Annotated in this window: 17 protein-coding genes; 8 read left to right on the forward strand and 9 right to left on the reverse strand. The window is 66.3% G+C overall.

The features are described from left to right. Nucleotides 1–12: 12 nt before the first annotated feature. The 3 genes from ACX3O0_RS03355 (at nucleotide 13) to ACX3O0_RS03365 (ending at nucleotide 3806) form a co-directional block, all read left to right on the forward strand. Nucleotides 13–489: a VOC family protein gene (locus tag ACX3O0_RS03355; protein WP_459090969.1), complete on the forward strand. Its 477-nt coding sequence runs from the start codon at nucleotides 13–15 to the stop codon at nucleotides 487–489. A 106-nt stretch (nucleotides 490–595) separates the two neighbouring features. Beyond that, entirely contained in the window at nucleotides 596–2743 is a 2148-nt protein-coding gene (locus tag ACX3O0_RS03360) for an amylo-alpha-1,6-glucosidase (protein ID WP_459106804.1), read from the forward strand. A 1-nt stretch (nucleotide 2744) separates the two neighbouring features. Next, nucleotides 2745–3806 carry a glycosyltransferase gene (locus ACX3O0_RS03365; RefSeq protein WP_459090973.1) on the forward strand — a complete coding sequence of 354 codons (1062 nt, stop codon included), beginning with the start codon at nucleotides 2745–2747 and terminating at the stop codon, nucleotides 3804–3806. Between the two features lies 1 nt (nucleotide 3807). Here the strand turns inward: ACX3O0_RS03365 and ACX3O0_RS03370 are convergent, their stop codons facing one another. Further along, on the reverse strand, nucleotides 3808–5286 hold the full coding sequence (locus tag ACX3O0_RS03370) for an SDR family NAD(P)-dependent oxidoreductase (protein WP_459090976.1): 1479 nt from the start codon (nucleotides 5284–5286) through the stop codon (nucleotides 3808–3810). A gap of 43 nt (nucleotides 5287–5329) precedes the next feature. On the opposite strand from ACX3O0_RS03370, the gene ACX3O0_RS03375 reads away from it, so the two are divergent. Continuing rightward, nucleotides 5330–6265: a nucleoside hydrolase gene (locus ACX3O0_RS03375; protein ID WP_459090978.1), complete on the forward strand. Its 936-nt coding sequence runs from the start codon at nucleotides 5330–5332 to the stop codon at nucleotides 6263–6265. 13 nt (nucleotides 6266–6278) lie between these two features. Here the strand turns inward: ACX3O0_RS03375 and ACX3O0_RS03380 are convergent, their stop codons facing one another. Continuing rightward, entirely contained in the window at nucleotides 6279–7805 is a 1527-nt protein-coding gene (locus tag ACX3O0_RS03380; RefSeq protein WP_459106805.1) for a molybdopterin-dependent oxidoreductase, read from the reverse strand. Nucleotides 7806–7890: 85 nt separating this feature from the next. Here ACX3O0_RS03380 and ACX3O0_RS03385 point away from each other — a divergent pair, with 85 nt between their 5' ends. Together ACX3O0_RS03385 and ACX3O0_RS03390 are read left to right on the forward strand one after the other, a co-directional pair. Then, nucleotides 7891–10401, forward strand: coding sequence for a DEAD/DEAH box helicase (locus ACX3O0_RS03385; RefSeq protein ID WP_459090982.1), 2511 nt, complete (start codon nucleotides 7891–7893; stop codon nucleotides 10399–10401). A 24-nt stretch (nucleotides 10402–10425) separates the two neighbouring features. Further along, entirely contained in the window at nucleotides 10426–11805 is a 1380-nt protein-coding gene (locus ACX3O0_RS03390) for a DHA2 family efflux MFS transporter permease subunit (RefSeq protein WP_459090984.1), read from the forward strand. On the opposite strand, the gene ACX3O0_RS03395 is transcribed toward ACX3O0_RS03390, so the two are convergent. Continuing rightward, on the reverse strand, nucleotides 11782–12612 hold the full coding sequence (locus ACX3O0_RS03395) for a UbiA family prenyltransferase (RefSeq protein WP_459106806.1): 831 nt from the start codon (nucleotides 12610–12612) through the stop codon (nucleotides 11782–11784). The two genes, ACX3O0_RS03390 and ACX3O0_RS03395, sit on opposite strands and share 24 nt — an antisense overlap. Before the next feature lie 98 nt (nucleotides 12613–12710). On the opposite strand from ACX3O0_RS03395, the gene ACX3O0_RS03400 reads away from it, so the two are divergent. Continuing rightward, on the forward strand, nucleotides 12711–13202 hold the full coding sequence (locus ACX3O0_RS03400) for a hypothetical protein (protein WP_459090988.1): 492 nt from the start codon (nucleotides 12711–12713) through the stop codon (nucleotides 13200–13202). On the opposite strand, the gene ACX3O0_RS03405 is transcribed toward ACX3O0_RS03400, so the two are convergent. From ACX3O0_RS03405 to ACX3O0_RS03420, 4 genes are all read right to left on the reverse strand, one after another. Further along, a complete protein-coding gene (locus ACX3O0_RS03405) occupies nucleotides 13199–14245 on the reverse strand; it encodes an FUSC family protein (protein WP_459090990.1) in 1047 nt (348 codons plus the stop codon). The two genes, ACX3O0_RS03400 and ACX3O0_RS03405, sit on opposite strands and share 4 nt — an antisense overlap. A 56-nt stretch (nucleotides 14246–14301) precedes the next feature. Continuing rightward, complete coding sequence (locus ACX3O0_RS03410) at nucleotides 14302–14673, reverse strand: hypothetical protein (RefSeq protein WP_459090992.1); 372 nt, start codon at nucleotides 14671–14673, stop codon at nucleotides 14302–14304. A 123-nt stretch (nucleotides 14674–14796) separates the two neighbouring features. After that, nucleotides 14797–15888, reverse strand: coding sequence for a winged helix DNA-binding domain-containing protein (locus tag ACX3O0_RS03415; protein WP_459090994.1), 1092 nt, complete (start codon nucleotides 15886–15888; stop codon nucleotides 14797–14799). Beyond that, a complete protein-coding gene (locus ACX3O0_RS03420; protein WP_459106807.1) occupies nucleotides 15885–17846 on the reverse strand; it encodes a glycoside hydrolase family 15 protein in 1962 nt (653 codons plus the stop codon). Before ACX3O0_RS03420 ends, ACX3O0_RS03415 begins: the two co-directional genes overlap by 4 nt. Between ACX3O0_RS03420 and ACX3O0_RS03425 the strand changes: the two genes are divergently transcribed. Continuing rightward, complete coding sequence (locus ACX3O0_RS03425) at nucleotides 17739–19103, forward strand: glucose-6-phosphate dehydrogenase (protein WP_459090998.1); 1365 nt, start codon at nucleotides 17739–17741, stop codon at nucleotides 19101–19103. The genes ACX3O0_RS03420 and ACX3O0_RS03425 overlap by 108 nt on opposite strands. Before the next feature lie 21 nt (nucleotides 19104–19124). On the opposite strand, the gene ACX3O0_RS03430 is transcribed toward ACX3O0_RS03425, so the two are convergent. Next, on the reverse strand, nucleotides 19125–19940 hold the full coding sequence (locus ACX3O0_RS03430; RefSeq protein WP_459091000.1) for a siderophore-interacting protein: 816 nt from the start codon (nucleotides 19938–19940) through the stop codon (nucleotides 19125–19127). A 121-nt stretch (nucleotides 19941–20061) separates the two neighbouring features. Beyond that, entirely contained in the window at nucleotides 20062–21135 is a 1074-nt protein-coding gene (locus ACX3O0_RS03435; RefSeq protein ID WP_459091002.1) for an App1 family protein, read from the reverse strand. Nucleotides 21136–21228 lie beyond the last annotated feature (93 nt).

Below are 21228 nucleotides of genomic sequence, written 5' to 3' on the forward strand. Positions count from 1 at the left end.
CAGGAGCGCACTGTGCAGAAAATCACTCCATGCCTGTGGTTCGACGATCAGGCCGAGGAAGCCGCCAACTACTACGTGTCCATCTTCAAGAACTCCGCAATCACCGACATCTCGCGCTACGGCGACGGTGCTCCCATGCCGGCTGGTACCGCGCTGGTCGTGAACTTCGTGCTGGAGGGCGTTTCCTTCCAGGCACTCAACGGCGGACCGGCCTTCACATTCACGGAAGCCGTCTCGTTCTCTGTGGATGCACCAACGCAGGACGAGATCGACGAGTTGTGGAACAGGCTGACGGCCGACGGCGGCGCGCCGAGCATGTGCGGCTGGTTGAAGGACAAGTACGGGTTGTCCTGGCAGATCGTCCCACCCATCCTTGGGCAGCTCCTGACTGACCCCGACGCGGAGAAGTCTGGCCGGGTCATGCAGGCCATGCTGGCGATGCAGAAGATCAATATTGCGGAGCTGGAAGACGCCTACAACGGGTCTTGACGCCGCACCCTGTGAGTTTCACCGGAGCAACTCGCCGCCGAAACCACTGCGGAGCACACTGGTCAGCTAGGTGAACGGGTGTGGGAGCGGTTGAGGAGCGGCAGGCGTGTCTGGCTGGAACGAGGACAACGCTGCACGAGCGGCAGCGACAGGAAATACGACCATCGTGGAGGGCTCATCCTTCTCGGTGAGTTCGACGAGCGGTGACATACTTCCCGGTGGCCACCACGGCGCCTATTTCCAGGACACCAGGTTCATCTCGGGGTGGTTGATGACCGTCAACGGGAACCCGATCGAATCTCTCACTGCGGTCATCCCGGAACCCTATCGCGCGAAGTTCATCGGCCGAGTGGTGCGCAACTCCCACCGGGCCGACACCCCGTTGGTAGTGGAACGTTCGCGCCTGGTCGGAGCCGGAATGCGGGAAGACCTGGTTATCCGCAACTTCTCCGCCACCGCCATCGACTGCAGGATCGACCTGCAGGTGGAGGCGGACTTCGCCGACCTGTTCGAGGTCAAGGGTGGCAAGGTCGTTCACCACTGGGACAGCGTCACCGTGGCCACGAGTACGGGCCTGCAGATCGAGTCGCAATGGCGCGGCCACCAGCGTGGCCTGGAGATCCTCGCCGCCGACGCGATCATCGACGGTCAGACGCTGCACTACGACCTCATCGTCCCGGCGCGCAGCAGCTGGAGCACCACGATAATCGTGACCCCCAAGATCGACGGCCAGGCCATGGGATCGGGATTTCACAGCCACCTGCCGGTGGGACAGAGCGCTGCCGCCCAGCGCTTCCGCGCTTGGGGCGAGGCGGTGCCGGTTCCGATGGCGAGCGACCCCGCCCTGACGAGGACGCTGGAACGGAGCCAGTTCGACCTCGGTGCCCTCCGCATTTCCGACCCGGACAGACCCGACCGAGACGTGGTGGCGGCAGGAGCACCGTGGTTCATGGCGTTGTTCGGCCGAGACTCGCTGTTGACGTCGTATATGGCACTCCCAGTCGACCCGTCGCTGGCGCTGGGAACCCTGCAGACCCTTGCCGACTATCAGGGCACTGACGTGAATGAGCTCACCGAGGAACAACCGGGCCGAATTCTCCACGAAGTACGGCTCGGAGTCACGGTCGGACTGTCGCTCGGCGGCGAGAGCGTCTACTACGGCTCAGTGGACGCGACGCCGCTCTTCGTGGTTGCGCTGGCCGAACTGCGCCGCTGGGGGCAGCGCGACACGGATGTGGCGGCACTTCTTCCTGCCGCCGACTCTGCCCTGGACTGGATACGCGACTACGGCGACAGCGACGGCGATGGATTTGTCGAGTATGAGCGGCTGAACGAGCAGGGCCTGCTGAACCAGGGCTGGAAAGACTCCTGGGACGGCATCAACTTCGCCGACGGAACCCTCGCCGTGCCTCCGATCGCCCTCTGCGAAGTGCAGGGCTACGTGTACAGCGCCTATCTGTCGCGCGCCTACCTGGCCAGGGACGCCGGCGACGAGGACGCGGCACAGCAGTGGGAGTCGCGGGCGGCGACGCTCAAGGAGCAGTTCAATGATCGCTTCTGGATGCCCGAACAAGGCTGCTTCGCCATTGCGCTCGACCGGGACAAGCAGCCGGTGGATGCCTGCGCCTCCAACATCGGGCATTGTCTCTGGAGCGGCATCATCGACGAGGACAAGGCGCCCATGGTCGTCGACAGGCTGTTGTCGCCCGAAATGTTCAGCGGGTGGGGCATCCGTACCCTCGCGTCGACGATGGGCGCGTACAACCCGGTGAGCTATCACAATGGATCGGTCTGGCCCCACGACAACGCCATGATCGTCACCGGATTGGCGCGGTACGGCTTCATTGATGAGGCCAACACAGTCGCGTCCGGGATTCTGGATGCAGCCGAGCATTTCGACGGACGTTTGCCCGAGCTGTTCTGCGGTTTCGACCGCGCCGACTATCCGGAACCGGTGCCGTACCCCACGTCCTGTTCCCCGCAGGCGTGGGCGTCGGCCACACCGATTCAGCTGATGCGGAGCCTGTGCCGCTTCGACCCGAGCATGCCGGAAGGCGAGTTGTGGCTGGCCCCCGTTTTCCCTGAGGGGTTCAGCATATCGGTGCGGAACCTGCCGCTGTCAGGTGCCCGGTTGTCCGTCGACATAGCCGGAACAGAGGCGCAGATCAGCGGCCTTCCGGAGGGCATTGTTGTTCACCGTACACCACGACCGCTCAGCTACGCCGTCCCTCACGGCGCCTCACCGAGGAGCTGACATGCGTATCGGCATCATTGCCCCGCCGTGGATTCCGGTGCCGCCTCCCGCCTACGGCGGCATCGAAGAAGTGGTCGACGGACTCGCTCGCGGACTCCACGGTCTCGGTCACGACGTCCTTCTCGCAGCTGGCGCCGGAAGTACCTGCGCGGTCAGCCGGATCGCCGCGACGGAGCGGTGCGCTCCGAGACCGATCGGGGATGTGGAGAGCGAACGACACCATGTCGTGCTCGCGTATGCTGCGTGCCGTCACGCCGGGGTGGACGTGGTGCACGACCACACCCTCTGCGGGCCGGGGTACGGTGGTCGGCCGCGCGGTGTGCCGAATGTCACGACCGTGCACGGTCCCTTCACCCGAGAGATGCGCCGGCTGTACGGTTCGTTGCCGCCGGATGTCGCGATCGTCGCCATCTCGCAGCACCAGGCAAGCACCGCCGCCGGGGTGCGCATCAATCGGGTGATCCACCATGGGATCGATGTCACGGCGATTAGGCCGGGCGACGGCGCCGGGGGCTATCTCGCATTCCTCGGCCGCATGACTCCGGCCAAGGGCGTTCGTGAGGCGATCCTGATCGCCCGGAACAGCGGGGTCCCCCTCAAGATTGCGGCAAAGATGCGCGAGCCGAGAGAGTGGGACTACTTCAGCAGCGTCATCGCCCCGATGCTGGGTGGCGACGTCGAATACCTCGGTGAGCTGAACCGAGTCGAGAAGTACGCCCTGCTGGGATCTGCGCTCGCCCTGCTGAACCCGATCCAGTGGCCGGAGCCGTTCGGGATGGTGATGATCGAAGCGATGGCGACGGGAACACCGGTCATCGCCACTCCGCGGGGTGCGGCCCCGGAGATCATCGAGGATGGACGGACCGGAATGCTGCGAGAGCGGGCAGCGGATGCCGTTGCCGCCATTCACGAGGTCGGCAGCCTGAATCGTTCCACGGTCCGGCGCAGGGTGGAGCAACGTTTCTCGCTTGAGATCTTCGCGCGCGCTCACGCTCGTTTCTACGAAGACCTCGGCGCTTCGAGTCTGGCCGGCGCAGCTGTAGGCGCTCCCGCGGCCGGCTGACCTACCAGGCGCCCGGCTTGTAGTCCTTCAGGAAGACACCGAACAGGTCCTCGCCAGCCTCCCCGCGCACGATCGGGTCGTAGACCCTCGCCGCGCCGTCGACGAGGTCGAGCGGGGCGTGGAAGCCCTCCTCGGCCAGGCGCACCTTGGTCGGGTGCGGGCGCTCATCCGTGATCCAGCCGGTGTCGACCGCGGTCATCAGGATGCCATCCGTCTCCAGCATCTCGCCGGCACTGGTGCGGGTGAGCATGTTGAGCGCGGCCTTGGCCATATTGGTGTGCGGATGCCCTGGACCCTTGTAACGCCGGGAGAACTGGCCCTCCATCGCGGAGACGTTCACCACGTACTTGCGCCTGGCCGAGGCGGCAGCCATCGCCGGCCGCAGCCGGCTGATCAGCAGGAACGGCGCAGTGGTGTTGGCCAGCTGCACTTCCAGCATCTCCAGCGGTTCAACCTCGTGCACGTGCTGGGTCCAGCTGTTCACGTCGTGGTGGTCGGGGATCAGCCCACCGGCGTCGATGGCGGTTCCCGCAGCCAGCCGCTCCAGCGACGAAGATCCCGCTGCCATGGCGGCCTCGGTCAACTGTTCGGCTGTCTGCGCTGTGCGCGCGAGCAGCGGATGCGATGCCACCGAAGCAGCAATCGCCAGCGGATGCGCGTCGTTGGTATGACCGAAGGTGATCAGTTCCGGCTTCGGGCCGTCGGGCAGCGGCGCCAGCTCGGCGTCGACCAGGGCACTGTAGGCGCCGGGGGAGCGCCGCACCGTCTGGGCGGCATTGTTGATGAGGATGTCGAGCGGCCCCTGTTCGGCAACCGAGTCGGCGAGGCCGATGACCTGGGCCGGGTCGCGCAGGTCGATGCCGACCACCCGCAACCGGTGCAGCCACTCGGCTGAGTCCGGAAGGCCGGAGAACCGGCGCACCGCATCGCGCGGGAACCGCGTGGTGATGGTGGTGTGGGCGCCGTCGCGCAGCAGCCGCAGCGCGATGTACATCCCGATCTTCGCCCGGCCGCCGGTCAGCAGGGCGCGCTTGCCGGCCAGGTCGGTGCGCGCATCCCGCTTGGCATGGCTGAAGGCGGCGCAGTCCGGGCACAGCTGGTGGTAGAACGCGTCGACCCGCGTGTAGTGCTGCTTGCAGATGTAGCAGGCCCGCGACTTCTGCAGCGTGCCGGCGGTGGGGGCATCCGTTCCCGCCTGCAGCGGGATGCCTCGGGTCTCGTCATCAATGCGGTCGGCAGCACCGGTCGCGGTTGCGGCCACGACCGCACGGTCGGCCTCGGCGATCAGCGCACGCTTCTCCAGCCGGCGATTCTGCTTCACCGATTTGAACATGCGCGCAGTGGCCTGGCGCACCGTGATGAAATCGGGGTGCTCCTCGTCGAGGTCGTTCAGCGATGCGAGCACGCGCAGGGTCACGTCGAGGTCGTGCGGGTCGATTCCGCCGTCGAACTGCTGAGGGGAGGATGCTTCGGCGGTCATTAGGCCGATTCTACCGGCTCCTGACCGGCCATAAGCTGGGGGGATGACCGTCACGAAACTCCTGCTCGACTGTGACCCGGGCCTCGATGACGCCCTCGCGCTGGTGCTCGCGCACGGCGACCCGAACCTCGAGCTGGTCGCGGTCACCACCGTCGGCGGCAATGTCGCCCTCGAGAACACCACACGGAACGCCCTGGAGCTTCGCGAGTACCTCGGCTTCACCGGAGTTCCGGTCGCCGCGGGCGCTGCCGGACCGCTGGTTCGGGAAGCTAAGAACGCGGCTGAAGTGCACGGCGCCGGCGGGCTCGGCGACGTCATCCTTCCGAAGGCCGAGCTTCCCCTGGACGGCGCCCACGCCGCCGACCTGATCATCAACACGCTGAAGGATGCGCCGGGCGAGATCCACCTGGTCGCTGTCGGCCCGATGACCAATGTCGCGCTCGCCCTCCGTCAAGAGCCGCGCATTGCCGAGTGGGCGGCGTCTTTCGTCATCATGGGCGGCTCCTACACGCGCGGCAACACCACTCCGGCCGCCGAGTTCAACATCTACGCCGACCCCGAGGCCGCAGCGGAAGTCTTCGCCGCCGACTGGAACACCGTCATGGTCGGCCTCGACCTCACCCTCCAGGCCATGGTCACCGACACCATCAAGCAGCGGATGCTCGAGCTCGGCAAGCTGGGACGCGACCTGGTGGTGCCGCTGGCGACATTCTGGAACGACCCGCAAGACCCGAATTGGGGAGGTCAGGCCGTGCACGACGTCTGCGCCGTGGCGTACGTCAGCCGACCCGACCTGTTCACCACGGTCCCGGCACGGGTCGAGGTGGAAACTGAAGGCAAGTGGACCGCAGGCATGACGGTCACCGACTTCCGCTCAGCCATCCCCAACGCCTCCGTCGCGGTGGAGCTCGACGTCGACGGCTTCTGGGACTACGTGTTGGCGCAATACGCGCGGGTCTCCGTGCGACACGACGGCTGAGTCGCGGGCTCGGTCAGGAGATGGTCACACCGATGCTGTGCAGCCCGGTCGCGCCATCCGGCACCACGTCTGCTTGCCTGGAGACTTGAACTTTTCCGGCCGCATCGACCGCACGCACGCTCAGCCGATGCTCGCCGGGCGTCGCGCGCCAGGCAAACGCCCATTGCCGCCAGGTGTCGATCGAAATCGCCTCGGCGAGCTCGGCATCATTGAACGGTCCGTCATCGATCCGCACCTGCACGCTCGAGATGCCGACGTGGGGTGACCAGGCGACGCCGGCGACCACGACGGTTCCCGCACCGAGGGTTTGGGATTGCCTGGGAACGTCGATCCGGGATGACAGCTTGATGGGCCCGCGCTCGCTCCAGCCGCGCTGGGTCCAGTAGGCGACCTCTCGGGCGAAGCAGGTGACGCGTAGCTCGGTGACCCATTTGGTGGCGGAGACGTAGCCATACAGCCCTGGAACGACCATGCGCACCGGGTAGCCGTGTTCCAGCGGTAGCGGTTCACCGTTCATGCCGACGGCCAGGATGGCGTTCCGATCGTCGGTCAGGGCGGTCAGCGGTGTGCTGGCCGTGAATCCGTCGATGCTTCTCGACAGCACCATGTCGGCGTCGGGACTCGGCCCAGCCCTGGCGAGCAGGTGACGGATCGGGTAGCCGAGCCAGGTTGCGGTGCCGATCAGGTCCCCGCCGACGTAGTTGGAGACGCAGGCCAGCGTGGTGGTGCTCTCCTCCAGCGGGAGCGCTATGAGTTCGTCGAACGACAGCGTGACGTCGTTCTCGACCATCCCGGTGATCCGCAGGTTCCAGTCCTTCGGTTCCACCCGCGGGACCAGCAGGGCCGTGTCGATTCGGTAGAAATTCGCATTGGGGGTGATGAGCGGTACGACGCCAGGGACGTCGAGTGACGCTTCGGCCGGGATCGGCGGTGCAGAGACTGCGGGGGTGGGGAGCGTGAACAGTGAGCGCGCGGCTTCCAGGGTCTGCGTGCCGGCGGAGAGGATCCGGCCGCCGACGGTCGCAAGGATCCCCAGTGCGGTCGTGGTGCCCGCGACGATCAGGAAGCGGCGACGGGAGCCATCCGCCGCGCCCTCGGCCGGCTGTTCCCGAAGCTGCCGCATGAGGAAGCCCAGTGCGATGACCGCGACGGCGGCGGCCACGATCGACGGTAGAACCGTCAGGACACCGGAATTCGCCCTGGTTGCGGCTGCCAGCACCCCGATCAGACCGACCATCACGGCCAGCCACCGCCCCAGCGGAGGCTTCCGTTGTTCTACCAGACCGGCGGCCGCCGCCAGCAGCGCGAGGAGCACTCCCAGAATGAGAAGAAGCGCGATCTTGTCCGCGGTACCGAAAAGAGAGATGGCCAGGTCTTTGACCCATGGTGGGACGAGGTCGATCACGAACGAGCCGACCGCCAACAACGGGCTCGCGCCCGGGATCGCCAGTGCTGCGATGAGTTCTGCTGCGCCTAAACCGCCGCTGACGGCTGCGACACCCGCCAGTGCAGCACGCACCCAGTGATCGTTGCCTGTCATGTTCGCGTCCTCGCGTTGTGGTGGCGTTTTCCAGCATAGAACCCAACTGGCAGTTGAGCGCCGGTCGGATGTGCAACGGTTAAGCGTGCAGATTCCACGCCTCGACCGCGCCCTGGCCGGCGACCCGGATGCCGTCTACAGCGCGTTCGTCGAGTGGTCCACGAACGAAGGTTTCATCCTCTACCCGGCCCAGGAGGAAGCGGTCATCGAGCTGGTCTCCGGCGCCAACGTCATCCTGAGCACGCCCACCGGCACCGGGAAGTCCCTGGTGGCCATCGCCGCGCATTTCGCCGCCCTGGCCGAGGGCAAGAGGTCGTTCTACACAGCACCGATCAAGGCGTTGGTCTCCGAGAAGTTCTTCGCCCTGGTCGAGGTGTTCGGCGCCGAGAACGTCGGCATGGTGACGGGGGATTCCAGCGTCAATGCGGATGCCCCGATCATCTGCTGCACCGCGGAGATCCTGGCCAACCTGGCCCTCAGGCACGGGTCGGAAACCCCGGTCGACCAGGTGGTGATGGACGAGTTCCACTTCTACGCCGACCCGGAGCGCGGCTGGGCGTGGCAGGTGCCACTGCTCACCCTGCCGAAGGTGCAGTTCATCCTGATGTCGGCGACCCTGGGCGACGTGGGCTGGCTGGCCGACGACCTCACCCGCCGCACGGAGCGCGAGACCACGGTCGTGACCGGCGTCGAGCGCCCGGTACCGCTGAGCTTCGAGTACGCGCTGACCCCGGTGCATGAGACCGTCGAAGACCTGCTTGCGACCGGCCAGTCGCCCATCTACATCGTGCACTTCTCGCAGCTGGCCGCCCTCGAGCGTGCGCAGGCGCTCACGAGCATCAACGTCGCCACCCGGGCGCAGCGGGATGAGATCGCGGATGCCATCGGCGACTTCCGCTTCACCACCAACTTCGGACGCACGCTGTCGCGGCTCATCCGCTCGGGCATCGGAGTGCACCACGCCGGAATGCTTCCCAAGTACCGCCGCCTGGTGGAGCAACTCGCCCAGCAGGGACTGCTGCGCGTCATCTGCGGAACCGACACCCTGGGGGTCGGCATCAACGTGCCCATTCGCACCGTGCTGCTCACCGCGCTCACCAAGTTCGACGGAACCCGGATGCGCCAGCTCAGCGCCCGGGAGTTCCACCAGATCGCGGGCCGGGCAGGCCGGGCAGGCTACGACACGGCGGGGACGGTCATCGCCCAGGCTCCGGAACACGAGACCGAGAACGCGAAGGCCGTGGCGAAGGCCGGGGACGACCCGAAGAAGCTGAAGAAGCTGGTGCGCAAGCGGGCGCCGGAGGGCTTCGTCTCCTGGGGTGAACCGAGTTTCACCCGCCTGATGGAGGCGGAACCGGAGCGGCTCACCTCCCACCTGCGGGTGAACCACGCCATGCTGCTGAACATGATCGCCCGCGGTGGCGACGTCTTCACCGCGGTGCGCGCCCTGCTCGAGGACAACCACGAGTCGCGCAAGCAGCAACTCCAGTTGCTGCGGCAGGCACTGGCCATCTACCGCACCCTGCGCACTGCCGGCGTGGTCGAGGAGGTGGATGGCGGCATCCGCCTCACCGTCGACCTCCAGCCCAACTTCGCCTTGAACCAGCCGCTCTCCCCGTTCGCCCTCGCCGTCTTCGACCTGATCAGCCCGGCGGAGGGCGACGAACATGGCCCGGGCTTCTCGCTCGACGTGATCTCCGTCCTGGAAGCGACCCTCGACGACCCGCGCCCGGTGCTCTCCGCCCAGCAGCACATGGCTCGTGGCGAAGCGGTCGCGGCGATGAAGGCGGACGGCATCGAGTACGACCAGCGGATGGAACTGCTCGAGAGCGTCACCCACCCCAAACCACTCGAGGAACTGCTCGACGCTGCTTTCGCCACCTACCGGGCATCCCAGCCCTGGGTCGGCGATTTCGAACTGAGCCCGAAGTCGGTCGTGCGCGACCTGTACGAGCGGGCGATGACGTTCAACGACTTCATCGGCTTCTACAAGCTGAACCGCTCAGAAGGCCTGGTGCTGCGCTACTTCTCGGACGCCTACCGGGCGGCTCGGCAGACCATCCCCGACGAGCTGAAGACCGATGAACTGCGCGACATCATCGAGTGGCTGGGGGAGCTGGTTCGGCAGGTCGACTCCAGCCTGCTCGACGAGTGGGAGCAACTGGTCAACCCGGCGGACCTGGCTGCGTCACAGCCGGGTCAGACCGTATTGCCACCGCCTCCCCACAAGCTGACCTCCAACCCGCGGGCGTTCATGATCCTGGTGCGCAACGAGCTGTTCCGCCGAGTGCAACTGGCTGCGCTGGAAAAGTACGACGACCTCGGAGAGCTGGATGCCGCATCCGGATTCACCGCGGACGCGTGGGCGGATGCCATGGACGCCTACTACGCGGAACACGACTACCTGGCTACAGACGCGGATGCCCGCAGTTCCAAGATGCTGATCATCGAGCAGGGAGTCGGCGAGTGGACGGTGCGCCAGATCTTCGCCGACCCGGCCGGCGACCACGACTGGGGAATCAGCGCGACGGTGGACCTCGCCGAGTCGAACGCCGAAGGCCAGGCAGTGGTGCGAGTGACGGCCGTCGGAAATTAGCCCAAGAGGGTAGACAATAGCGGGATGGAACGGAATCAGCGGCTGGTGCTCATCATCGCGATCCTGGGCTCGTTCGTCGCCTTCCTCGACGGATCAGTCATCACGGTCGCACTCCCGGCAATCAGCGAAGAGCTGGGCGGTGGGCTCAGCACGCAGCAGTGGGTGGTCGACGCCTACCTGATCACCCTGGGCGCCCTCATCCTGGTGGCCGGGTCACTATCCGACCTGTTCGGCCGCATCGCGATCCTGCGCTGGGGCCTGATCGGCTTCGGCGTCGCATCCGTGCTCTGCGCCATCGCACCGAACGCCGAAATCCTCATCATCGCGCGCGGACTCCAGGGCATCGGCGGTGCCCTGCTGGTCCCCAGTTCGCTCGCCCTGATCATGTCGACGTTCCGTGGCGTCGCCCAAGGCAAGGCGATCGGCCAATGGACTGCCTGGACCAGTGCCGCCTTCATCGTCGGGCCACTGATCGGCGGTCTGTTCGTCGACCTCATGTCGTGGCGCCTGGTGTTCGCTATCAACATCCTCCCCATTGCCGTGACGATCTGGTTGCTCATCATCCTGAAACAGAAGGATGTCCGCCGGGTGGGTGTGCGAGTCGACTTCCTCGGAGCCGTGCTCGCCGTGATCGGCGTCGGTGCACCGGTGTTCGCGCTCATCGAGCAGGGCAACTTCGGCTGGGGCAACCCCATCATCTACATCCCGCTGATCATCGGACTGGTGGCCTTCGCAGCCTTCCTCTGGCGACAGCGTGTTGCCCGCCAGCCGATGATGCCGCTCGAGCTGTTCACGGTGCGCAACTTCGGCATGGGCAACCTGGCCACGGTCGCCATCTATGCAGCCCTGTCGCTCAGCGGCTTCCTGATCACCGTGTTCCTGCAGCAGGTCGGCGGATACGCGGCTACCCTCGCCGGGCTGGCGCTGCTTCCCGAGACGATCATCCTCATGCTGCTCTCGTCGCGTTTCGGCGCCCTGGCAGCCAAGCACGGCCCGCGACTGTTCATGACGATCGGTCCGATCGTCGCCGGCATTGGAACCCTGTTGATGCTCACGGTGACTTCCGAAGTCAACTACTGGACGCAGCTCCTTCCCGGGGTGCTGATCTTCGGCCTCGGGCTCGCCATCACGGTGGCGCCGCTCACCTCCGCGATCCTCGGGGCGATCGACGACAAGCAGGCCGGCATCGGCTCAGCCATCAACAACGCGGTCGCACGAGTTGCGGGCCTGGTTGCGATCGCCGCCCTCGGCATCATCGTCGGCTACGAACTGGACCTGGCCGGTTTACACCGCGGGCTGATTGCGACCGCTGCGCTGCTCATCCTGGGTGGTCTGATCTCGTGGGCCGGCATCCGCAACCTGCAGCCGGAAACTGAGCCGTCAGGCGAGAAGGCTGTCGCCTGACACCACGAGCAGCGCGACGTTCCCCAGCGCGGCAAGGATGATCAGGCGGAACAGCAGGCGGGTCGGCGGTCGTCGGCTCAGCAGTATCGCGCACACCACTGCGATGGCGGCGGTCAGCCCGAGACCGACCCAGGCAAACCAGCGGGCGTCGTCGCTCCACCCCACTACGGCCAAGACGGAGGCACCGACCAACGCCACAGCGATCACGATCCCGGATGCCGCACGCCCCAGGCGATGGGGCAGGCCACGGATGCGGGTGCGCCGATCGTCGTCGAAATCGGGCAACACATTGGCGAAGTGAGCAGCAGCGCCCAGCAGGGCACCCATGCCCATCGCCCACCACGCAGCCGGCGCGGCTTCCTCACGCGACAGCGTCACGATAGTGGGCAGCAGGCCGAAGCTCACCAGGTACGGCAAGACGGAATATGGGGTGGCCTTCAGGCCGAGGTTGTAGCCCCAGGCGGATGCGAGGAAGGCCACGTTAGCGATGGTCGCCGACGGACCGAGCACGATCGAAACGGCAACCGATGCCATCGCCGTGCCGACAGCCCAGGCTCGTACGGTCTCCACCCGGACCAGGCCGAGCGGAATCGGCTTGTCACGCCGCCCACTGGTGCGGTCGCGCTCTGCATCCAGCCAGTCATTCGACAGCCCTATCGACGCCTGGTTGGTGAGGATGACAACTGCGAGAATGACGAGTCGAAGCAGCGACAGGTCGGCCGCTACGCCGATGAGGAGCGCAACGATCGTGACGCTGACAGTCGGACCGGGGTGGGTGGCCCTGGCCAGCGCAATGGCTGTCGACATGTGCACATAGTAGGCCCCCGCGACGTTCACGGACTGAGTCGGTCTTCACCCGGCACGTCGCACATGCGCGTTCAGCTTGGCTCGGTAACGTGGGCGCCATGGGAATCGAGCCGACACCGAGCAACCTGGCGGAGATCCTGCCCGGCCGGTGGCGAATCCGCGCCTCCAACCTCCTCCACTGGCTGAGTGGTGAACGCCTGAACCCGGTCGTGGAGTTGAGCCTGAGCTCGACCCGGCCGCTGGCCCTGGGGGAGCAGGTGGAGTTTGCGACCAGCGAGGGCAAGGATCGCGTCGTGCGTTCGCGCTCCGTCTGGAGTGGAGACAGTTTTGTGACGCGCACGGTGGCACTCCGGCGCCCGAACGCCCGTCGCTGGACGGTGCGCGGTGCCAGTGACGACGGAAACGTGATCGTGGTCAAGCACGGCACGGGACGATCGCCTGCTGAAGGTATCGACGTGCTCGTGCGCGAGGGATCGGATACCACCGAGGTGCGCGCACTGGTCGCGCGCGAAGCCGAGACCTTCCAACTGACCCTCGAGGACTTCGCCAGCCTCAACTGGTTCCCGGTGCCGGCGGGCCATCAGCCCTAACCGTCTGAACTGCCGGTGATCTCCTCGCGCACCCGGCGGATGTCTTCCATCAGTGACCCGATCAGGATCCAGTGTTCCGGGTGGGGGACAGCAATGACAAGCGGTGCGGTCAGCGCCGGAACCTCGTCCCCGGAGGGGTCCGTACCGTCATCCACGGTTCGCCGGTCAGCCAGTAGCCGAAGGTCGTGCGCCGCTCGCGAGAGCTCCTGGGCGATCGAGCGCACCATAGGCTCGTTCGGAAGGTCTTCGTCGTAACGGTCGTGCACGGCGCGGGCGAGTCCCAGAACCCTGGTCACCAGGATCGCCAGCTTGCCCATCAGGACTCGGTCCCGTTCTATCGACTGGCGGTGCGCCCCCTTGCGCGGATTCAGCAGCAGGCTTTCCTCTGCGCTGGTGATGGCGGCCTGCGCCTGGCGTTGCAATGGACGCAGTGCGCGAGCGTTCTCCAGCATCGTTGCCAACTCTGCGGCCGTTTGGGGCTTCTTCAAGGTGTTGGACAGCGCATCCAGCGTCGCCGCTATCAACGTGGCGAGCCGCACGACCGCGTGATGTGCGGGTGCGCTGAGCACCGGCGGCACGATGAGCATGTTGATGAGCAGGCCGACGATGCAACCGATCAGCGTCTCCACGACCCGCTCGATCGCGTACTCGGAGTTCTGGGCACCACCGATTGCGAGCACCAGCATGGCACTGATCGGAATCTGGTTGGCCGAGCCCGGGGTCAGGCGAAGCGCCCAGGCGAGCAACAGTGAGACGACGACAATGGTGAGGACAATCCAGGTGGATTGGCCGAACACCATCCCGGCACCGTAGGCCAGTATCACTCCGAGGATGACGCCCAGGCTTCGCTCGACACCCTTGGCCAGCGACTGGTTGACGCTCGGCTGCACCACGAGGAGGGCTGCGATGGCCGCGAAGATCGGCAGTGGCTGGGCGAGCAGCATGTTGGAGAGGAGCCAGGCGGCGACCACAGCGACTGAGGTCTTGAAAACCTGGAGCAGCGGACTACGGGAGGTCCCGCGCACATTGCTGAGCACTCGCATCCGCCCACAGTAGTCGGCAAGCGGGGCGTCCCGCGGGGTCAGCCGGTTCTGGCTGGTCAGTCGAGACTGAGCGTCGGCAGCTGGATGTCGGTCGACGGATCGGTCACGTCACTCGTGTCGAGCTGTTCAGGTACGGCAACCGGCTCCTCGTAGCCGGCGACCGGCGCATCGCCCGGACCGGCCGTTGCTGTCGAAGCGGAGCCGAGTGCCATGCTCATTGCCAGCGCGCCGCCGACGACGATCATCGAGAACGCGGCACCAAGCACCCCGTGAATAGCACGAAGACGTGATGCGCGCCGAAGCTTGCGCAGGTCGAGGGCGATACTCACCAGCACCAGGATGGCGACCGCCACGACGGCAGCCAGCAGCCACGCGGCAGGTGTCGCGTCGGGCGCAGCGGGAACTGCGAGAGCGGGTAGCGCAAGCATCGGGGGTGCTTTCGGTGGGGTAAGCGTGTTCTCGGGTGGGTCACAGTGCGGGTCACATGCTTGTCCGCAGTTTGGGGGACCTGTGGGCAGCAGATCAACGGTACCAGTGGAGAATCGGGGCGGTCAAGCAGGCGCGCGGAGTTCCAAACCGATGAAGTTCGCGTATTCCTGCGCCGCAGCCTGCACGGAAGCGGATTCCCTGGCGGTCAGTGGTTCGAATGGACGGAATTCGGCGGTGACCGCCTTCGCAGTCGTCGTCCGTCTCCAGGTGCCGGCCACGGCCCCGTCGATCACCATGGTTGACAGGAACATTCCGTTCTTGCCGGGAAAGACCAGCGGCGAGTGCTCTTCGGCCAGGGCGGCGCTCCGGTCCGTGTAGCCGAGCAGGTACTCATCGAATCCGGGCAGCAATCGGGCAGCGGATGCTGGCGGCTTCTCCGGTAGGTCGGGGGAGAGGTAGTAGTCCACACCATCCAGTTCCAGGTGTCGCAGCTGGGTGCTGGCCGTTGCCAGGCCTTTCCGCGCCTGGGTCAAGGTCAGGGACGACCACCAGGCGAAATCTCGATCGGTGGCCGGTCCGTGGCTGAGGAAGTAGCGCAGCGCGAGCTCGCCCAGGGCCTCATCGTGATCGAGCCGGCGAGGCTCGGTCACCCACTCGTCGAGCAGAACGAACGTCTGGGTCTTTCCGCTCGGCGGACCCAGGCACAAGAGGCCGGTCTGGCACAGGTACCAGAGGGCGTGGTAGCGCGCCTGACCTTCCGTGGACACACCGGCACCCGCCAGGAGGTCGTAGAGCTCATCCCTGGTGAGAATCCGGCCCCCGGTCAGCGACCCACGTGCAGCATCGGTGGCCCGGTCGAGTACAGCAGCGGTCAACCCCTCGTTGCTGAAGTTGGTGGCCGACCGCTTGATCATCCGCTCCCTGGTGAGCGACAGCATCCAGTGCAGGTCTTCGGCCGCCACGAAGTGGAGCGTTCCCCGCAGCGGCCAGGAGCGCACCACGCTGCGGTCGGCCAGGGCAGCCTCGACGATCGCGTCAGTCGACCCGGGCAGCCGTAGCCCGATCGACCACTTCGCCCCGAGGAAGTCCTGCGCCTGCACGGCCGTCATCCAGCGGACGACGTCAACCGCGGAGCCCAGGTCGGAGCGGGTGGGCCACACCAGCTGGCTGTGCAAGCGCATCCGTCCCAGCAGGCGCCGGGCGGACTTCGTCATCCCTGCCTGCGCTTCGACACCGTCGCGAGCTCCGTGCGATCCTTCGCGCCCGCCGCGTACTGGATGGCGCCGCACGCCCGCACCAACGCCAGGTGGGTGAGGGCCTGAGGCGTGTTGCCCACGTGGCGTTCCTGCTCGGTGTCGTACTCCTCCGAGAAGAGTCCGACATCGTTTCCGAACCCGACGAGCCGGTCCATCAGCGTCTGCGCATCCTGAAGCCGACCGCTCAATGCGTACTGCTCCACCAGCCAGAAGGAGCAGGCGAGGAACGGATGCTCGCCGGGCGGCAGCCCGTCGACACCCAACTCGGTGCGGTAGCGCATCAGCAGACCATTGTGCAGCAACTCTTCCTCGATCGCGGCAACCGTTCCGAGCATCCGCGGGTCATTGTGTTCCAGGTAGCCGATCTGTGCCAGGTGCAGCAGGGCCGCGTCGACACCGGTGCTCCCGTAGTACTGCGTATAGGTTCCGCGTTCGCTGTCGAACCCCTTCTCCTCGATCTCGTCGCGTACCTGGTCGCGCAGCTTTTCCCAGTGGTCGGCCGGCCCATCGAGCCCGTAATCGCGCACCCCTCGAATCGCGCAGTCGAATGCGGCCCAGATCATCGCCCGGGAGTGGGTGAAATGGCGCAACGGCCCGCGAATCTCCCACAGGCTGTGGTCGGCGCGCTGCCAGTTCTCCTCGACGTAACTCATGATCGCCCGCTGGAGCGGCCAGGAGAATCGGCCCTCCTCCACCCCGACCTCGCGCGCCTTCTGCAGGGCGATCATGGTCGAGCCGAAGACGTCGCCCTGGTATTGGGTGAATGCTCCGTTGCCCTTGCGCACCGGCGCAGCGCCCCCGTATCCCGGCAGGCTGTCGATGGTGACTTCGAGGAGTTCGCGTTCGCCGCCCAGGCCGTACATGATCTGGATGTCGGCCGGGTCGCCGGCGATGGCCCGCAGCAGCCAGCCCCGCCAGGTTTCGATCTCCCCGGTGAACCCGCGGCTGAGCAGCACCTCCATGGTGGCGGATGCATCGCGAAGCCAGACGAAGCGGTAGTCCCAATTGCGCACCCCACCCCAATGCTCCGGGAGGCTCGTGGTCGCCGCGGCTGCGATCCCGCCGGTGTCCTCGTGCGTGAGCGCGCGCAGCACCAGGAGTGACCGCTGGACCAACGTCCCGTAAGTGCCGCTGCAATCGGTCTGTGAGGCCCAGTCCTCCCACCACTTCCTGGTGTTGCGGATGCCGGCATCGACATCCGGGGGCTCCGGCACTGCGCGGTGGGAGGGGTACCAGGTCATCGTGAGGTCCATCACTTCACCCTCTGAGACAGTGAAGTCGCTCACGTGGGACTGACCATGGGCGGTCAGGTGCTGGCCGCGCACTACCGCGGCGTCGGGACCGGCGGCAGCGATGATCGCGTGGCGACCGGCAGCCGGTACCTGCCTGATCCACGGCAGCGCATCCGCATAGCCGAAGCGGATGCGCAGTTCCTGGTGCATGTCGACAGTGCCGCTCACCCCGCGCACGCGCCGTACGACGTTGGCCCGTCGATCCCCGACCGGCATGAAATCGGTCACCTCGACTTCGCCAGTCGGGGTCACCCACCTGGTGAGCAGAATGAAGGTGTTGCCGTCATAGCGCCTAGAGGTCTCGGTCACCTCCTCGGCCGGAGCGAGCAACCAGCGGCCGTGGTCTTCGGTGCCCAGGAGGGCGCCGAACATGGAGGCCGAGTCGAACCGGGGGAAGCAGAGCCAGTCGATGCTCCCGTCGTTTCCGACGAGGGCACCGGTGTGGCAGTCGCCGATCAATGCATAATCTTCGATGTTCAACGCCATCGCTCCATCCTTCCACCTAGTGTGTTGTGAATGACGGAACCAATCGGAGCACTGGTCATATTGGGTGCCGGGGGAGACCTCAGCCAGAGATTGCTGCTTCCCGGGGTCGGTCAATTGCTGGCGAGCGGCCGCGGCCACTCCTTCCAGCTCATCGGCGTCGGACAGGACCCGATGACGGATGAGCAGTGGCGCTCCCGAGTGGCGGGCTCCTTCGCGGCCGGCGGCGCAGAGGGCGCTCGGGTTGACAAGGTCCTGCAAGGGTCGGTCTACCTGCAGGCGGATGTGACGGATTCCGGCGAGCTGGAACGCATCCTGGCTGCCTGCACGGGCATTCCTGCGCTCTACTTCGCCCTTCCGCCCACCGTCACCATTGCCGCATGTGCCGCCCTGGAGAAGGCGGACCTCCCCGAGGGCATTGTGCTGGCGTTGGAGAAGCCGTTCGGATCCGACCTGCCCAGCGCCGAGTCACTCAACCGGCAGCTGCTGCGGCTGGTCCCCGAGAACCAGGTGCACCGGGTTGACCATTTCCTCGGCAAGTCGACGGTGCTCAACCTACTGGGCCTGCGCTTCGCGAACCGCATCTTCGAACAGGTGTGGAATCGCGACAACATCGAGCGGATCGAGATCATCTTCGACGAACAGCTCGCACTGGAGGGCCGCGCGGGTTACTACGACGGCGCCGGCGCACTCGTCGACATGATCCAGAGCCACCTGCTGCTGGTGATGGCGCTGGTGACGATGGAGCCGCCGTCGAGTGTTAATGCCGACGACCTGCGCGGGGCGATGGCGCAGGTCTTGCGAGCGACCGAAGTCCGCGACCCCGCTGTGCACAGCCGCCGGGCACAGTACACCGCAGGCAAGCTGGGCGACCGGGCCATCCCCGCGTATGTCGACGAGCCGGGCATCCGGCAGGGCAGCACCACCGAGACCCTCGCCGAACTCACCGTCGAGGTCGAGAACTGGCGGTGGGCGGGGGTGCCCATCCTGTTGCGGTCAGGAAAGGCATTGTCCGACCTGAAGAAGGAAGTTGTCGTGAAATTCCGCGATGTTCCGCACCTCCCCAGTGGCCTGTCCGGGCGAGAAGGCCCGGTGGAGCTTCGCATCTCCCTGAGCCCTGACGAGATTGCCCTCGATGTCATGATGAATGGCGCCGGCGACCCGTTCGTGCTCGACCGATCCACACTGACGGCGACGTTCGGCGCCGGAACGCTTGGACCGTACGCCGAAGTGCTCCACGGCATCCTGAGCGCCGACCCGACCCTGTCGGTTCGGGCGGATGCCGTCGAGCAGTGCTGGCGAATCGTCGCCCCGGCCCTGGCCGCGTGGAGTGACAACGCAGTGCCCCTTGACCACTATGCGGCGGGAACGACCGGCCCAGCAGAGTGGGCCCAGTAACCGGCCCTGCCGGCGACTTGGCTAGTCTTCCGGATCCGCCGGATCGACCGGAGCGTGATGATCGCGCCCGGCTTCGCCGCGCTTCCAGTAGCCATCCACTTTCACCTGGGCGGTCGGGAGGCCGAGTTCCCGGCGAAGGTAGCGGCGTATCGGGATGAGCGAGGCTGCCTCTCCTGCCGCCCAGACGTAGGTGTCGTCCGAGATTGGCCCGTACGCGCGGAAGGCCCTCTCGAGAGCATCCGGATGCTTGTCGATCCAGACCACGCGGGCGCGGTTGACGTGTGCCGGCTCCAGGTAGGCGGCGTCCGACTCGTTGGAGACGGTGGCGAACGCCACGATCTCAACCTCCTCCGGCAGGGCCTCGATCCACCTGGCCAGCGCGGGCAGCGCGGTTTCATCGGCGGCCAGGATCACCTGGGAGATCCCGGATGGCGGCATGCGGGAACCGCGAGGTCCGGCGATGACGATCGGGTCTCCGACGGCGGCCGCAGCGGCCCAGGCGGATGCGGGACCCTCACCGTGCAGGAAGAAGTCGAAATCGACTTCGGGGGTATCCCCGTCCCTGAACTCGCGAGGCGTGAAGTCCCGCACCGTGACGGTTCCCGTCTCCGGCCGCTGCATCCGCCCCTCCACCAATTGTGGTGCGGTGATGGTTCCGGTCGCCGGGTCGGGGAAGAAAAGCTTGCTGTGGTCAGTCGGCCCAGCCGTAACGAATCCGGTCAGCTCGTCGCCGCTGAGGGTGATCCTCAGGTAACCGGGGCTCAGTTCGCGGACGGCGGTGACCTGTAGGTTGCGCACCGCAGGTTCGTGGCGCAGCATGGTGCCGGGTTCGATCAATGGGGGTCTCCTGGAAGTCATGCGGACAAGGCCGCTCACCAACCACGCTAGCCGATTGCAGCATCGCTTGCTGCTGGTCACTAATCGCCGTCGCTAATGGCCCATCGCTAATGGCACGTCGTCAGTCACCGAGGACGCCGAGGTCGGTCAACTGGTCGGCGAGCCCCGCCCCATGAGGTGCGTAGACCCAGGGAACCGAATTGGGCCGGTGCTTCTCGTCGTCCCTGCTGCGGCCACCGGCCAGCACAGCCTCGCTGGTCGACAATTGCCTGATCGCGATCGCCCTGATGCGCTCAGCGTGCTCATCGGCGAATTGGCCGTACAGCTCTTCGTCGTGCTGCCCGTCGTCCCCGACCAGCAACCACTTGATATCCGGGAACTCGGTGGCCAGGCGCTCGAGGGTGCTGGCCTTGTGGTCTCGCCCGCTGCGGAACCAACGATCGTGGGTCGGACCCCAATCGGTGAGGAGCAGCGGCCCGCTCGGGTACAGGTGCCGCTCCAGGAAGCGTGTCAGGGTGGGGGCAACATTCCAGGCGCCGGTCGACAGGTAGAACACCGGCGCGCCGGGGCTCAATTGCAACAGCCGCTCGTAGAGCACCGCCATTCCCGGTACCGGCCGGCGCGCGTGCTCATCGAGAACGAAGGTGTTCCAGGCGGCGAGCAACGGCCGGGGGAGTGCGGTCACCATCACGGTGTCATCGACATCTGAGATGAGGCCGAGCCGTGCAGCGGGGTCGACAATGAACACCGGGGCTTCAACCTGCTCGGAGCCGGCGGTCTGGATGGTCACGGTGTGCCATCCGGGGGCGAGGTCCACGCGCATGACGGTGTCCACCAGGCCACCGCGGTCGGTCATGACGGAATGCTCGACGTCGCCGGCGACGATGGTCACCTCGACGTCATCGAGGGGCACGGTGGCGAAGCTGCGCCAGCCGCGGATCTTCTTCGCGGACTTCTCCGACGGCTTCCGCGGCTTGTCCAGCAGCACGCGGCACATGATGCGCACCCAACCTGGGGCTCCGTAGCCGGTGTACGGCACGACGACCGGCTGGTGTCCACGCCGTCTGGCGATCAATTCCCGGAACTCATGGACGGCGTCGTCGATGCGGGCACCGAGGTGGAGCTTTACCTTGGCCGGCGCGTTCGCCTTCATCGGACTCCGGTTCTCGTGAGTCCCACCCGGCGTGCTCTCCATCGCGCCAGTCTTTCATGCTCCGGTTGACAGGTGCGTCCACGGGCCGCTCGGGAAGGCATTCTGACAGTTTGCCGAGACAAATCGTTAATGCTC

The organism is Homoserinimonas sp. A447 (assembly GCF_054489325.1).

Excerpts from the sequence above, each read along its gene's own strand:
- ACX3O0_RS03375 (WP_459090978.1), top strand. The coding sequence starts at position 5,330 with ATGACCGTCACGAAACTCCTGCTCGACTGTGACCCGGGCCTCGATGAC.
- ACX3O0_RS03410 (WP_459090992.1), bottom strand. The coding sequence starts at position 14,673 with ATGCTTGCGCTACCCGCTCTCGCAGTTCCCGCTGCGCCCGACGCGACA.
- ACX3O0_RS03365 (WP_459090973.1), top strand. The coding sequence starts at position 2,745 with ATGCGTATCGGCATCATTGCCCCGCCGTGGATTCCGGTGCCGCCTCCC.
- ACX3O0_RS03395 (WP_459106806.1), bottom strand. The coding sequence starts at position 12,612 with ATGTCGACAGCCATTGCGCTGGCCAGGGCCACCCACCCCGGTCCGACT.
- ACX3O0_RS03380 (WP_459106805.1), bottom strand. The coding sequence starts at position 7,805 with ATGACAGGCAACGATCACTGGGTGCGTGCTGCACTGGCGGGTGTCGCA.
- ACX3O0_RS03400 (WP_459090988.1), top strand. The coding sequence starts at position 12,711 with ATGGGAATCGAGCCGACACCGAGCAACCTGGCGGAGATCCTGCCCGGC.
- ACX3O0_RS03435 (WP_459091002.1), bottom strand. The coding sequence starts at position 21,135 with ATGGAGAGCACGCCGGGTGGGACTCACGAGAACCGGAGTCCGATGAAG.
- ACX3O0_RS03425 (WP_459090998.1), top strand. The coding sequence starts at position 17,739 with ATGACGGAACCAATCGGAGCACTGGTCATATTGGGTGCCGGGGGAGAC.
- ACX3O0_RS03405 (WP_459090990.1), bottom strand. The coding sequence starts at position 14,245 with ATGCGAGTGCTCAGCAATGTGCGCGGGACCTCCCGTAGTCCGCTGCTC.
- ACX3O0_RS03415 (WP_459090994.1), bottom strand. The coding sequence starts at position 15,888 with ATGACGAAGTCCGCCCGGCGCCTGCTGGGACGGATGCGCTTGCACAGC.
- ACX3O0_RS03370 (WP_459090976.1), bottom strand. The coding sequence starts at position 5,286 with ATGACCGCCGAAGCATCCTCCCCTCAGCAGTTCGACGGCGGAATCGAC.
- ACX3O0_RS03390 (WP_459090984.1), top strand. The coding sequence starts at position 10,426 with ATGGAACGGAATCAGCGGCTGGTGCTCATCATCGCGATCCTGGGCTCG.